9 protein-coding genes, 1 tRNA gene, 1 pseudogene and 2 riboswitches are annotated in these 12,256 nt (G+C 75.8%); of the genes and pseudogenes, 5 read left to right on the forward strand and 6 right to left on the reverse strand.

The genetic code is table 11. The annotated features are described in order from the left end of the window. Positions 1-30: 30 nt before the first annotated feature. Positions 31-146, reverse strand: a riboswitch (SAM riboswitch). 264 nt (positions 147-410) lie between these two features. The 5 genes and pseudogenes from ACRYR8_RS00480 (at position 411) to cobA (ending at position 6,712) form a co-directional block, all read left to right on the forward strand. Then, complete coding sequence (locus ACRYR8_RS00480; RefSeq protein WP_432482112.1) at positions 411-2,144, forward strand: nitrite/sulfite reductase; 1,734 nt, start codon at positions 411-413, stop codon at positions 2,142-2,144. After that, positions 2,141-2,875 carry a phosphoadenylyl-sulfate reductase gene (locus tag ACRYR8_RS00485; RefSeq protein WP_432482113.1) on the forward strand — a complete coding sequence of 245 codons (735 nt, stop codon included), beginning with the start codon at positions 2,141-2,143 and terminating at the stop codon, positions 2,873-2,875. The genes ACRYR8_RS00480 and ACRYR8_RS00485 overlap by 4 nt, the downstream gene beginning before the upstream one ends. A gap of 20 nt (positions 2,876-2,895) precedes the next feature. Beyond that, entirely contained in the window at positions 2,896-3,831 is a 936-nt protein-coding gene (gene cysD, locus ACRYR8_RS00490; protein WP_432482209.1) for a sulfate adenylyltransferase subunit CysD, read from the forward strand. Next, positions 3,831-5,366, forward strand: a pseudogene (locus tag ACRYR8_RS00495) (GTP-binding protein); the annotation flags it as partial. The gene cysD and the pseudogene ACRYR8_RS00495, both read left to right, overlap by 1 nt. A 152-nt stretch (positions 5,367-5,518) precedes the next feature. After that, a complete protein-coding gene (cobA, locus tag ACRYR8_RS00500; protein WP_432482114.1) occupies positions 5,519-6,712 on the forward strand; it encodes a uroporphyrinogen-III C-methyltransferase in 1,194 nt (397 codons plus the stop codon). A 101-nt stretch (positions 6,713-6,813) separates the two neighbouring features. On the opposite strand, the gene ACRYR8_RS00505 is transcribed toward cobA, so the two are convergent. From ACRYR8_RS00505 to cmk, 6 genes are all read right to left on the reverse strand, one after another. Next, positions 6,814-7,722: a sulfurtransferase gene (locus ACRYR8_RS00505; RefSeq protein WP_432482115.1), complete on the reverse strand. Its 909-nt coding sequence runs from the start codon at positions 7,720-7,722 to the stop codon at positions 6,814-6,816. 342 nt (positions 7,723-8,064) lie between these two features. After that, positions 8,065-8,158, reverse strand: a riboswitch (SAM riboswitch). Positions 8,159-8,244: 86 nt separating this feature from the next. After that, on the reverse strand, positions 8,245-8,877 hold the full coding sequence (locus ACRYR8_RS00510; protein ID WP_432482116.1) for an FxLYD domain-containing protein: 633 nt from the start codon (positions 8,875-8,877) through the stop codon (positions 8,245-8,247). A gap of 155 nt (positions 8,878-9,032) precedes the next feature. Further along, positions 9,033-9,106: transfer RNA gene (locus tag ACRYR8_RS00515), tRNA-Pro, on the reverse strand. A gap of 47 nt (positions 9,107-9,153) precedes the next feature. Next, the gene (gene der / locus ACRYR8_RS00520; RefSeq protein WP_432482117.1) at positions 9,154-10,653 is read right to left on the reverse strand and encodes a ribosome biogenesis GTPase Der; all 1,500 of its coding nucleotides are present in this window, start codon (positions 10,651-10,653) and stop codon (positions 9,154-9,156) included. After that, entirely contained in the window at positions 10,650-11,402 is a 753-nt protein-coding gene (locus tag ACRYR8_RS00525) for a lysophospholipid acyltransferase family protein (RefSeq protein WP_432482118.1), read from the reverse strand. Before ACRYR8_RS00525 ends, der begins: the two co-directional genes overlap by 4 nt. Continuing rightward, positions 11,399-12,199 (reverse strand): (d)CMP kinase, encoded by an 801-nt coding sequence (cmk, locus tag ACRYR8_RS00530; RefSeq protein ID WP_432482119.1) that lies wholly within the window; start codon positions 12,197-12,199, stop codon positions 11,399-11,401. The genes ACRYR8_RS00525 and cmk overlap by 4 nt, the downstream gene beginning before the upstream one ends. Positions 12,200-12,256: the final 57 nt, after the last annotated feature.

The raw sequence follows: 12,256 nt of genomic DNA on the forward strand, positions 1-12,256 counted from the left end.
AGCGGTCCATCCGTCGTCCGTGGACCCGAGGGTCCGCGCTTGCCGGACGCCGAGCGGCGAACGGCCAGGTCCTCACCCGGAGCACCCCGCCGCGAAAGGAGGGTTGCCGACCAGCGAGCCGGGGCTTCGCGCTGGCACTCGTGACCGCTGCTGACGGTAGAGGACCCTCGACCGCCGGTCAACACCCCGGTGGTGCGCGCGGCGCGCGGGCCGGCGGACGTGTTGGAGTTCCCGCGCTCGTGCCCTAACGTGGTCACGTGGTCCAGCCCTCTGCCGTGCGCCTGATCTCGCGCCGGTACGTCGACCTCATGCGGCTGCAGAGCGCCTACGCCTGCCGCTCCGGTCGCTCGCTGCAGCCCACCAGCTGAGGGTCTCCTCACGAGGAGCACCCGTCTCCCCCGTGAGGTTCCATGACACCCGAAGCCAGTCCCACCGCCACCCCGCAGACCGTCCCGCCGCCACCCCGCCGTGCACCGCGAGCCCCCCGCCCCGGCGGGAACGGGCAGTGGCGCGTGGACGGCACGGCACCGCTGAACCACAACGAGGAGTTCAAGGCGGCCGACAGCGGGCTGAACGTCCGCGAGCGCATCGAGCAGGTGTACGCGAGGGAGGGTTTCTCCTCCATCGCCTCAGACGACCTCAACGGCCGGTTCCGCTGGTGGGGCCTGTACACGCAGCGGCGCCCCGGCATCGACGGCGGGCGCACCGCGCAGTTGTCCGCCCAGGAGCTGTCCGACGAGTTCTTCATGCTGCGCGTGCGGATCGACGGGGGTTCCCTGACGACCGAGCAGCTGCGGGTGGTGGGCGAGATCTCCACGCTGTTCGCGCGGGACACCGCCGACATCACCGACCGGCAGAACGTCCAGCTGCACTGGGTCCGCGTCGAGGACGTCCCGGAGATCTGGCGGCGGCTGGAGGCGGTGGGGCTGCAGACCACCGAGGCGTGCGGCGACACCCCCCGCGTGGTGCTGGGCAGCCCGGTCGCCGGCATCGCCCGCGACGAGGTCATCGACCCCACCCCCGTCATCACCGAGATCGTGGACCGGTTCATCGGCGACCCGGAACTGGCGAACCTGCCCCGCAAGTTCAAGACCGCCGTGACCGGCCACCCCAGCCAGGACGTCGTCCACGAGATCAACGACATCTCCCTCGTGGGGGTGGTCCACCCCGAGCTCGGCGCCGGCTACGACCTGTGGGTCGGCGGCGGCCTGTCCACCAGCGCGCACCTCGCCCAGCGCCTGGGGGCCTTCGTCGCCCCGGACGAGGCGGCGGAGGTGTGGCACGGCGTCGTCAGCATCTTCCGCGACTACGGCTACCGCCGGCTGCGCAACAAGGCCCGCCTCAAGTACCTGGTGGCCGACTGGGGGCCGGAGCGCTTCCGCCGGGTGCTGGAGGAGGAGTACCTGCACCGGGCGCTGCCGGACGGCCCGCCGCCGCCGGCCCCCGCCGGGCGCGGCGACCACGTCGGCGTCCACGAGCAGAAGGACGGGCGACGCTACGTGGGGCTCTCCCCCACCGTGGGCCGGGTCAGCGGCACCCTGCTGAGCCGGCTGGCCGACGTCGCCGAGGCGGCGGGCTCCCGGCGCGTGCGCCTCACCCCGCACCAGAAGGTGGTCGTGCTCGACGTCGACCCCGCGCACGTGGACGAGCTCGTCGCCCGCGCCGGGGAGCTGGGGCTGCCCGCCGCCCCCTCGCCCTTCCGCCGCACCACCATCGCCTGCACCGGCATCGAGTTCTGCAAGCTCGCCATCGTCGAGACCAAGGACACCGCGGCGCGCACGATCGAGGAGCTGGAGCGCCGGCTGGCCGGCGTGGACGTCGACACCCCGATCACGCTGCACGTCAACGGGTGCCCGAACTCCTGCGCCCGCATCCAGACCGCCGACATCGGCCTGAAGGGGCAGCTCGTGCAGGACGAGCACGGCGAGCAGGTGGCCGGTTTCCAGGTGCACCTGGGCGGCGGGCTCGCCTCCGCCGACCGCGCCGAGCCCGGCCTCGGGCGCACCGTGCGCGGTCTGAAGGTGACCGCCACCGGCCTGCCCGACTACGTCGAGCGCGTCGTGCGGCGCTACCTCGACACCCGTGAGCCGCGCGAGACGTTCGCGGCCTGGGCCCACCGCAGCGACGAGGAGGCTCTGCGATGAGCGAGAACACGACGACCGCGGTCCCCGCGCCCCGTGTCCGGCGCGGGCGCGACGAGCTGCGCGACCTGGCCGAGCGCGGCGCCGCCGAACTGGCCGGCGCGGACGCCGGTGAGGTCGCCGCCTGGGCCGCCGCCACCTTCCCCGGGACCCTGGCGGTGGCGTGCAGCATGGCCGACGCCGTCCTGCCCCACCTCGTCGCGCAGCACGCGCCCGGCGTCGACGTCCTCTTCCTGGACACCGGCTACCACTTCGCCGAGACCCGCGGCACGCGCGACGAGGTGGAGTTCGCGCTGCCGGTGCGCGTCGTGGACGTCCTGCCCCGCCAGACCGTCGCCGAGCAGGACGCCGAGTTCGGGCCCCGGCTGCACGAGCGCGACCCCGGCACGTGCTGCCGGCTGCGCAAGGTGGAACCCCTCGCCGCCGCCCTGGCCGGGTACGAGGCGTGGGTGACGGGCGTGCGCCGCGAGGAGGCGCCTACCCGGGCCGGCACGCCCCTGGTCCAGTTCGACGAGCGGCACGGGCTGGTGAAGCTCAACCCGCTGGCGGCCTGGACGTTCGACGAGCTCGTCGACTACGCCACCGACCACGCCGTCCCGGTCAACCCGCTGCTGACCAGCGGCTACCCCTCCATCGGGTGCAAGCCGTGCACCCGCGCGGTCGCACCGGGCGAGGACCCCCGCTCCGGGCGCTGGGCGGGCACCGGCAAGACCGAGTGCGGGATCCACCTGTGAGCGCCCCGACGACGACCGCCGTGCCGGCGGCGCGCACTGGTGGCGGCGGTTCCGGCCCCGGCCTGGTCGACGACCTGCGGGCGCTGGAGGCCGAGGCGGTGCACATCATCCGCGAGGTGGCCGCCGAGTTCGAGAACCCCGTGCTTCTGTTCTCCGCCGGCAAGGACTCCATCGTGCTGCTGCGGCTGGCGGAGAAGGCGTTCCGCCCCTCGCCCGTGCCGTTCCCGGTGATGCACGTCGACACCGGGCACAACTTCCCCGAGGTGATCGAGTTCCGCGACCGCCGCCTGGCACAGGGCGGGCACCGCCTCGTGGTCGCCTCGGTGCAGGCGAGCATCGACGCCGGACGCGTCCGCGAGGACGGTCCGGGTTCCTCCCGCAACCGCCTGCAGACCCGCACGCTGCTGGACGCCCTCGCCGAGGGAGGTTTCGACGCGGCGTTCGGCGGGGCGCGCCGAGACGAGGAGCGAGCCCGCGCCAAGGAGCGCGTCTTCAGCGTGCGTGACTCCGCCGGCCAGTGGGACCCCCGCAACCAGCGTCCCGAGCCGTGGTCGCTGTACAACGGGCGGATCCGCCGCGGCGAGCAGGTCCGGGTGTTCCCGCTGAGCAACTGGACCGAGCTGGACGTGTGGCGCTACATCGCCGCCGAGGGCCTGGACCTGCCGGGCATCTACTACGCGCACGAGCGCGACGTCGTCGAGCGCGACGGCATGCTGCTGGCCGTCTCCGACCTCACCCCGGCCCGCCCCGGAGAGCGCGTGCAACGGCTGCGGGTGCGTTACCGCACCGTCGGGGACCTGACGATCACCGGTGCGGTCCGTTCCGACGCCACCGACGTCGAGGCCGTCATCGCGGAGATCGGCACCGCGACCGTGTCCGAGCGCGGGGCCACCCGGGCCGACGACCGGACCTCCGCCGCCGCGATGGAGGACCGCAAGCGCGAGGGGTACTTCTGATGCGGGAACTGCTGCGCATGTCCACCGCCGGCTCCGTGGACGACGGCAAGTCCACCCTCATCGGGCGGTTGCTGCTGGACACCGGGAGCCTGCCGACGGACCACCTGGCGGCCGTGGACGGCCCCGACGGACCGGACCTGGCGGCGCTGTCCGACGGCCTGCGCGCCGAGCGCGAGCAGGGCATCACCATCGACGTGGCGTACCGGTTCTTCTCGACGGCCAAGCGCAACTACGTCCTGGCCGACACCCCCGGGCACGAGCGGTACACCAGGAACATGGTGACGGGAACCTCCAACGCCCACCTGGCGATGCTGCTGGTGGACGTGCGCGCCGGGGTCCTGGACCAGACGCGCCGGCACGCCCGCATCGCCACGCTGCTGGGCGTTCCGCACCTGGTGGCGGTCGTGAACAAGATGGACCTCGTCGAGTTCGACCGGGCCCGGTTCTCGGCGGTGCGCGAGGAGCTGCGGGAGGTCGCCGACCGCCTCGGGGTGCGCATGCTCGTCGTCCCGGTGGCCGCCAAGCACGGCGACAACGTCGCACGCCGCTCGGCGCACACCCCCTGGTACGACGGGCCCACGCTGCTGGAGCACCTGGACGGCGTGGAGGTGCTGCCGCCGGACTTCGGCGTCGGCCGGCTGCGGCTGCCGGTGCAGTGGGTCTCGCGCCCGGTGGCGGGGCGGCGGCGCAGCTACACCGGCCGGGTGGCGGCCGGGACGCTGCGTGCGGGCGACGAGGTCGTCGTGCTTCCCTCGGGTGCCCGCACCCGCGTCACCGCGCTGGACACCCTCGACGCCGACCGGGACGTCGCGGTGCCGCCGCTGTCGGTGGCGGTGGAACTGGCCGACGAGCTGGACGTGGGCCGCGGGGACGTCCTCGTGGCCCCGGACGCCGAGCCCACCGTCACCCGCGAGGTGCGCGCGCAGGTGTGCTGGATGCACGGTGAACCGCTCACCGTCGGGCGGCGGCTGCTGCTGAAGCACACCACCCGCACCGTGCGCGCGGAGGTCTGCGCCCTGCACGACCGGATGGACCCGCGCACCCTGGAGGAGCTGCCCACGCCGCGAGCGCTGCAGCTCAACGACATCGGCGCGGTGACGCTGCGCACCGCCGTCGACCTCGTCGTGGAGCCGTACGCGCGCAACCGCGACATGGGGGCGTTCGTCCTCGTGGACGAGCACACCCACGACACCGTGGCCGCGGGCGTCGTGCGCGAGGCCGTCGACCGCCGCGGCGCCGCCCGCGCCGACGACGGTGCCGTGTGGCGCTCCTCGACGGCCACGCGGCCGCACCCCGGCGCGGCGCTGTGGCTGGTGCCCGCAGCCGGCGCGCCGGACGCGCACGAGGTGGGCCGGGCGCTGGAGGCGGTCCTGCTCGCCGAGGGCCGGCCGGCCTACGCGCTGGACGGGCAGAACCTGCGCGCCGGACTGGTCGCCGACCTCGGCGACTCGCCCGCCGAACGCGCCGAGTCGTTGCGCCGCACCGGGCACGCGGCCCGGCTCCTCGCCGACGCCGGGGTGGTGGCGCTCGGCACCGCTGCCGGCGAGCAGGACGCACGGGTCCTGGCCGGCACCGTCAGCGGAGGTGGTCCCGCCGCGCACGTGCTCGTGCTGGAACCGGGCGAGGAGGTGCCCGCCGCGGTCCGCCGCGCACGGGCGGCCCTCGTCGGGGAGGCGGAGCGCGGCTGATGCAGCCGCTGCACCTGGACCTGCGCGGGCGGACGGTCGTCGTCGCCGGCGGCGGTCCGCCCGCCGCCCGCTGCAGCCGCGAACTGGCCGCGGCGGGCGCCGACGTCCTCGTCGTCGCCGCGCTCCTGTGCGAGGAGCTGCGCGAGGAGCACGGCAGCGGACGGGTGCGCTGGCGCGAGGGCACCCTGCGCGCCGGTGACCTGGACGGGGCCTGGCTCGTGCACGCCGCCACCGGCGACCCGCGCGAGGACGCCGCCGCCGCCTCGCTGGCCGAGGCGCGGCGGCTGTGGTGCGTGCAGGCGGGGACCCCCGGCGCGGGTACCGCCGCCGAACCGGCCGTCGTGCGCCGCGACGACGTCGTGGTCTCGGTGAGCGCGGGCGCGGACACCGGACGGGCCAGGGCGCTGGCCGTCCACCTCGGGCAGCGGATCGACTCGGGCGCGGCACCGCTGCGCCGGCACCGCCGCACCCGCGGACGCGTCGTGCTCGTCGGCGGCGGCCCCGGCGAGCCGGAGCTGCTCACCCTGCGGGGACGGCGCCGCCTGGCGGAGGCCGACGTGGTGGTGGTGGACCGCCTCGCCCCCACCGCCGTCCTCGCCGAGCTCGACCCGGACGTCGAGGTCGTCGACGTGGGCAAGACCTCCGGGAACCACCCGGTGCCGCAGGAGGAGATCAACCGGGTCCTGGTGGACGCCGCCCTGGCCGGGCGCACCGTCGTGCGCCTGAAGGGCGGCGACCCCTACGTGCTGGGCCGCGGCGGCGAGGAGGTGCTGGCCTGCCGCGCCGCCGGCGTCGACGTCGAGGTGGTGCCAGGCGTCACCAGCGCCTTCGCGGTGCCCGCCGCGGCGGGGATCCCCGTGACGCACCGCGGGGCTGCGCGCTGCGTCACGGTCCTGTCCGGCCACGAGGACCTCGACGGCGACGACCTGGGCGCGCTCGCCCGCCTCGCCGGGACCCTCGTGGTCCTCATGGGCGTCGCGGCGCTGGACCGGCTCGCCGCCGACCTGCTGGCCGCCGGCCGCGACCCGGCGACCCCGGTCGCCGTCGTGCAGGACGGCTGGAGCCCCCACCAGCGCACCACCACCGCACCGCTGGCCGACATCGCCCGGGTGGCCCGCGAGGCCGGCGTGCGGGCACCGGCCGTCGTCGTCGTCGGCGAGGTCGTCACGGCGCTGGGACCCACCGGGCCCTGAGCGTTCCCGAGCCGCCCCGGACGCGGGAGGACGGCCCCTGCGGGGTCCGGCGGCACGAGGCCGCGGGACCCGCAGGGGCCGTCGCGGGGTTCCCGGAGGGCTCAGCGCTCGCCGGGCTCGGGACCCACGACGATGGGCGCGCGCACCGCGTTGCCCCACTCCGTCCAACTGCCGTCGTAGTTGCGGACGTCCTCCAGCCCCAGCAGGTGCGTCAGCACGAACCACGTGTGGCTGGACCGCTCACCGATGCGGCAGTAGGTGATGGTCTGCGTGGTGGGGGTCAGGCCCGCACCGGCGAAGTAGATCTCCTCCAGCGCCGCGCGGTCCTTGAAGGTGCCGTCCTCGGCGGCCGCCTTCGCCCACGGAACGCTCGCCGCGCCGGCGATGTGACCGCCGCGCAGCGTGCCCTCCTGCGGGTAGTCGGGCATGTGGGTGCGCTCGCCCGTGTACTCCGGCGCCGAGCGCACGTCCACGAGGCCGCCACGGTGCTCGCGCACGTCGGGCGCGAACGCCCGCACGCGACTGTCGTCGCGCTCCACCACGGGGTACTCGGTGCGCTGGCGCTGCGGCACCTCGGTGGTCAGCTCACGTCCCTCGGCGGCCCACTTGGCGCGACCGCCGTCCAGCAGCCGCACGTCCTCGTGGCCGAACAGGGTGAACACCCACAGCGCGTACGCGGCCCACCAGTTGCTCTTGTCGCCGTACAGCACGATGGTGTCGTCGCGGCTGATCCCCTTGGCGGAGAGCAGTTCCGCGAACGCCGCGCCGTCCAGGTAGTCGCGGGTCACCGGGTCGTTGAGCTCGGTGTGCCAGTCCACCTTCACCGCGCCGGGAACGTGACCGGTCTCGTACAGCAGGACGTCCTCGTCGCTCTCGACGACGACCAGGCCCTCCCGGCCCAGGTTCTCGGCGAGCCAGGCGGTGCTCACCAGCTTCTCCGGGTGGGCGTAACCGGCGAACTTCTCGTCGGTGGTGTCGGCGGGCACCGCGGTGGACGTGGGGGTCGACATGCGTTCTCTCTCCAGGGCGTGACGTGGGGCTTCCGGCCGCCGTGCAGCGGCCGGGCGGGTGGGGGTGCTCCCGCCGGAGCGGCCTCGTGGAGGCCGTCGGCCGGGGCACCGGCGGGCGGGGGGGGGGGGGGGGGGGGGGGGGGGCCCCGCGGCCGGGCGGCGGGGGGGCGCGCGGCGGGCCGGGCCCGGGGGGGGGGGGGCCCCCGCCGCCGCCCCCCCGCCCCCCCCCGCGGTCCGGCCGGGTTCCGCAGCGGTCAGCGACAGGCCGCGGAACCGCGCCGGCACAGGTCGATGTGCCGGCGGGAGTGCAGTTCGGTGGTGCGGTCCTGAGTCATGCCGTGCCCTCCATCGGTCCTGGCGGAAGCACCCACGCCCTGCGGGAGGGGGGTTGCTGCGGCGTCGTCGAGCCAGGTCTCTCGGCCGCTCTGGATGGTCGTGGGCCACACCGTGCCCGTTGCGCAGGCACGCTGTCAACCTCCTCGTGCTCCGACCCGGCGGAGCGACCCGCCGCTCCCGCGGTGCTCAACCGGCGGCGCTCACGTCCTGCGTCACCTCGAGGACCCGGCAGGCCACCGCCCCGGTGACCCCGCTGCCCCGCACCGCGACCGTGACGGTCTGCCCCGGGGCGAGGCCCGCCACGTCGGTGCGCCCCTCCCCGAGGGTGGCGTCGGCGGCGTCCACCCACTCCACCGCGACCGACAGGCTGCGCGTGCGTTCCGCGGTGCCGGTGACCGACACGGTCGCGGTGGCCGTCCCGGACGCGCCCGCCTCGCCGCAGGAGAGCACCTCGACGCCCTCGGGGGACCCGGAGGGGCGCGTGCCCGCCGCTCCCCCGGCGACCGGCCCCGCCGTCCCCCCGGGGGGCTCCTGCGCCTGCTGGACCACGTCCCCGCGTGCCTCGACCGTGACGGCCACCACCGCGGCGACGGCGCCCGCGGACAGCACCAGCCCCGCACGGGCCGCCCGGGAGGTGCGCGCGCGCCGCAGGGCAGCGGCGGCGACGAGGAGGCCCAGCACCGCCAGGACCAGGGCGAGCACGTGCAGCCGCGGCACGAACGCGACCAGGGCACCCGCCACGGCCAGGACCACGGAGGCCAGGGCGGCGCCGCGCGCGCGGCCGTCGGTGGGTGGTGCCGATCGCGGGGTCGTGGTCACGGTGCGTCCCGGGGCTCGTCGTCGTGCTCCTGGCCCTCCCAGGGTAGGCACTGCGGCGACGGACACCACCCGGGCGGGCGGGAGTGCGGGGAACGACGGAGGGGCTGGTCCCTCACGGGACCAGCCCCTCCGTCGATGACCTGCGCGAACGCCGGTCGGGCTGACAGGATTTGAACCTGCGACCCCTTGACCCCCAGTCAAGTGCGCTACCAAGCTGCGCCACAGCCCGATGGCCCGCTCCCCGTTTCCGGGTGGCGAACCGGGGTAAACCCTACATCACTTCCGGCGCTTCTCCCGCACCCGCACGCTCAGCTCGATCGGGGTGCCGGCGAAGCCGAACTCCTCGCGCAGGCGGCGCTCCAGGAACCGGCGGTACCCCGCCTCCAGGAAGCCGCTCGCGAACACCACGAAGCGCGGCGGGCGCGTGGAGGCCTGGGTGCCGAACAGGATGCGCGGCTGCTTGCCGCCGCGCACCGGGTGCGGCTGAGCGGCCACGACCTGGCCCAGGAAGCTGTTCAGGCGCCCCGTGGGCACGCGGGTGTCCCAGGACTGCAGAGCGGTGTCCAGGGCCGGCACGAGCTTCTCCAGGTGCCTGCCGGTCTGCGCGGAGACGTTGACGCGCAGCGCCCACGGCATCTGCACGAGCTCCTTGTCGATCTCCCGCTCGAGGTAGTGGCGGCGCTCCTCGTCGGTCAGGTCCCACTTGTTGTACGCGAGCACCAGCGCCCGGCCCGTCTCCACGACGGTGGAGACGATGCGGATGTCCTGCTCCGTCAGCGGCTCGCTGGCGTCCAGCAGCACGACGGCCACCTCGGCCTTCTCCAGCGCCGCCTGGGTGCGCAGGGAGGCGTAGAAGTCCGCACCGCGGGTCAGGTGGACGCGGCGGCGGATGCCCGCGGTGTCCACGAATCGCCACGTGCGCCCGCCCAGCTCGATCAGCTCGTCCACCGGGTCGCGCGTCGTGCCCGCCGTGGGGTGCACGACGACCCGCTCGGAGCCGGCGAGCTTGTTGAGCATGCTCGACTTGCCGACGTTCGGCCGGCCCAGCAGCGCCACGCGGCGCGGCCCGCCGGCGGGCGTGATCCCGCCGCCGACGGCGGAGACCTCCGGCAGCAGGCGCACGGCGGCGTCCAGCGCGTCGCCCGTGCCGCGCCCGTGCAGCGCCGAGACTGGGTACGGCTCCCCCAGGCCCAGGCGCCACAGCTCGGTGGCGTCGGCCTCCTGGCGCGGGCCGTCCACCTTGTTGGCCACCAGCACCACGGGCTTGCCGGAGCGGCGCAGCAGCCGCACGACCCGCTCGTCCGAGGCCGTGGCCCCCACGGTGGCGTCCACGACGAACACGACGGCGTCGGCCAGGTCGATCGCGATCTCGGCCTGCTCGGCGACGGCGAGGTTCAGGCCCTCGGCCTTGGCCTCCCAGCCGCCGGTGTCGACGAGGGTGAAGTCGCGGCCGGCCCAGTTCGCCGGGTAGGACACCCGGTCGCGGGTCACGCCCGGCACGTCCTCCACGACCGCCTCGCGGCGGCCGATGATGCGGTTGACCAGGGTGGACTTGCCCACGTTGGGGCGGCCGACGACGGCCAGCACCGGCAGCGGGCCGGAGGGGGCGTCCTCCGGGCCGCCGGGCCCGCCGGACTCCAGCAGCGCCACGTCCTCCGGGGAGAGGTCGTAGTCCTCCAGCCCGACGCGCAGGGCGTTCTCGACGCCGGCGTCGGCGTCGCCACCGCTCGCGCCGTGCTGGTCCTCGTGCTCGTCAGGGGTTTCAGGGGTGCTCACCGGGGGCCTCCGGGTACGTCGTCGGACGCCATGTCGCCGAGCCCCAGCTCGTCGGCGGCGTCCAGGTCTTCGGGCAGGGGGGTTCCGGTGCGGCGCATGCTCTCCAGCACGTGCGCCGACAGCTTGTCGCGGACCTGCTCCACGGCCGCCGCCAGCGCGGCGCGACCCGGCACGCCGGGTTCCTTCACCACGGTGAACGGCTCACCGAAGCAGTAGTGCAGCTCGCGCCGCGGCGGCGGGGCGGTGCGGTTGCGCTCGCCGGGGCGGTGCGCACCGAGGCACGCCACCGGCACCACGGGGGCACCGGACTGCAGGGCGATCCAGGCGATGCCCGAGCGCACCGACGCCGCGTCCCCGCGGCCCCGCGTGCCCTCCGGGAACACCCCGGCGGCACCGCCCTCGGCCAGCACCCGCAGTACCGTCTGCAGCGCGTCCCGGTCGCCGTGGCTGCGGTCGATGGGGATCTGACCGGCGCGCAGCAGCGCCCAGCCGACGACGCCGCTGAACATCTCCTTCTTGACGAGGAACGCCACGTCGCGCGGCGCCACCCCGTACAGGAGGGGGCCGTCGGTGAGGGAGGCGTGGTTGGAGGCCAGCAGCACCGGCCCGGTGGCCGGGACGTTCTCGGCGCCGTGGACGGTGGCGTTCCACACCACGTGCGCCAGGAAGCGGCCGATGCCCTTCGTCCAGGCCTGCGGCTTCCCCGCGCGCGGGACCGCGACGGCGCCGGCCGGGGAGGCGGCGCTCACGCCCGCTCCCCCGCACCGGCGCGCACCAGCTCCAGCAGCGCCGCCACCGTGCCCTCGAAGTCCAGGTGGGTGGAGTCCAGGGTGACCACGCCGTCGGCGGCGGTGCTGAAGGCGGTGGTACGCGCGTCGACGCGGTCGCGCTCGGACACCGAGCGGCGCACGGCCTCCACCGACGCGGCGTCGGCGGCGCCGAGGTCCTGCTGCGCCCGCCGGGCCAGGCGCACCTGCTCGTCGGCGGTCAGCAGCACCCGGACGTGCGCTTCGGGAGCCACCACGGTCGTGATGTCACGGCCCTCGGCGACGACCCCGGGGCGGGCGCCGGGGGCCGGCGCGGCGCAGGCGGCCTCGATGAGGGCGCGCTGGCGCAGCACCAGGTCCGAGCGCACGGCGGGCACGGCCGCGACGGCGCTGACCGCGGCGGTCACCTCGGCCTCGCGCACCTGGCGCGTCACGTCGGTCTCGGTGCCGTCGGCGCCCACCACGGCGATCGTGGGGCCCTGCGGGTCCGTGCCCACCGACAGCGCCGCGCTGCGCACGTGGGCCGCCACGGCGACCGGGTCGGCCAGGTCCACGCCGGCGCGCAGCGCCGACCACGTGACGGCGCGGTACATCGCACCGGTGTCCAGGAAGGCCACGCCCAGGGCGCGGGCCGCGGCACGGCTCACGCTGGACTTGCCGGACCCGGAGGGGCCGTCGACGGCGACGACGACACCCGGCGGCAGCTCGGCGGCACCGGGGACGGTCGCGGCGGAGGACGTGTCGGCGGGCACGACGGGACCGCGGGACTCAGTGGGCACCGGACGAGGTTAGTCGACCGCCCGCCCGCGCACCGACCCGCGCTCACCGACCCGTGC

It is taken from the genome of Kineococcus esterisolvens (assembly GCF_050871405.1).
Classification (GTDB): domain Bacteria; phylum Actinomycetota; class Actinomycetes; order Actinomycetales; family Kineococcaceae; genus Kineococcus.